This is a genomic window from Paracoccus versutus (assembly GCF_000763885.1).
Lineage (GTDB): Bacteria > Pseudomonadota > Alphaproteobacteria > Rhodobacterales > Rhodobacteraceae > Paracoccus > Paracoccus versutus.
Window position 1 is genome coordinate 1 of record NZ_JRKO01000168.1, and the last position, 1,001, is coordinate 1,001.

Genomic DNA, 1,001 nt, shown 5'->3' on the forward strand with positions numbered 1-1,001 from the left:
TCGACCGCATCCGCCGCCACGCTCGCCTCGACCTCGCTGCCGGCCATGCTGAAATACGGCTACGACAAGCGCATGGCATCGGGCGTCGTCGCCATCTCGGGCACGCTCGCCATGCTGATCCCGCCCTCGATCGCCATGGTGGTCTATGCGCTGCTGGCCGATGTCAGCGTCGCCAAGATGCTCATCGCCGGCGTCGTGCCCGGCATCCTCGTCACCCTCACCATCGCGCTGACCGTCTATGTCCTGGCCGCGCGCAACCCCGAGCACGCGCCGCTGAGCCAGGCCTTCCCGCTGCGCGAAAAGCTGGCCCTGCTGCGGCTGATCCTGCCCATGGTGCTGCTGATGCTGGTCGTCACCGGCGCCATCTACACCGGCATCACCACGCCGACCGAGGCCTCGGCCGTCGGCGCCTTCGCCGCGGGCCTGCTCTATCTCAGCCGCCGCCACAAGGACACCTCGCTCGCCGAGATCTACGCCATCATCGCGCGGGCCACCCGCACCTCCTGCATGCTGGCGATCATCATCCTGGGCGCGCATGTCTTCACCACCTTCTTCGCGCTGACCCAGACCACCGCCATGATCATCGACTGGGTCGGCGCGCTGAATGTCAACCGCTGGGTCATCATGGTGCTGCTGATCGTGGTCATCCTGATCCTGGGCTGCTTCATGGACCAGATGGCGATCCTGGTGCTGACCGTGCCGGTGCTGGCGCCGCTGCTGACCTCGATGGGCTTCGACCTGGTGTGGTTCGGCGTGGTGCTGATCGTCACCGCCGAGGTCGGGCTGGTCACGCCGCCCTTGGGGCTCAACTGCTTCGTGGTGTCGAAATACGCCCGCATCCCGACCGGCGACGTGTTCTGGGGCGTGCTGCCGCATGTCTGGGCCCATCTCATCGCCATCGCCATCATGCTCGCCTTCCCGGCCATGGTCATGTGGCTGCCGAACCACATGTGACGAGGGGCCGAAACCGAAACCGCGGGCGCCCCGGCATGCCGGGGCGC

Annotated in this window: 1 protein-coding gene; it reads left to right on the forward strand. The window is 67.2% G+C overall.

All coding sequences use genetic code 11. From position 1 onward, the window contains the following. The coding region (locus tag IT40_RS26475; RefSeq protein WP_036761519.1) for a TRAP transporter large permease at positions 1-954 on the forward strand (954 nt) is incomplete at its 5' end. Positions 955-1,001: the final 47 nt, after the last annotated feature.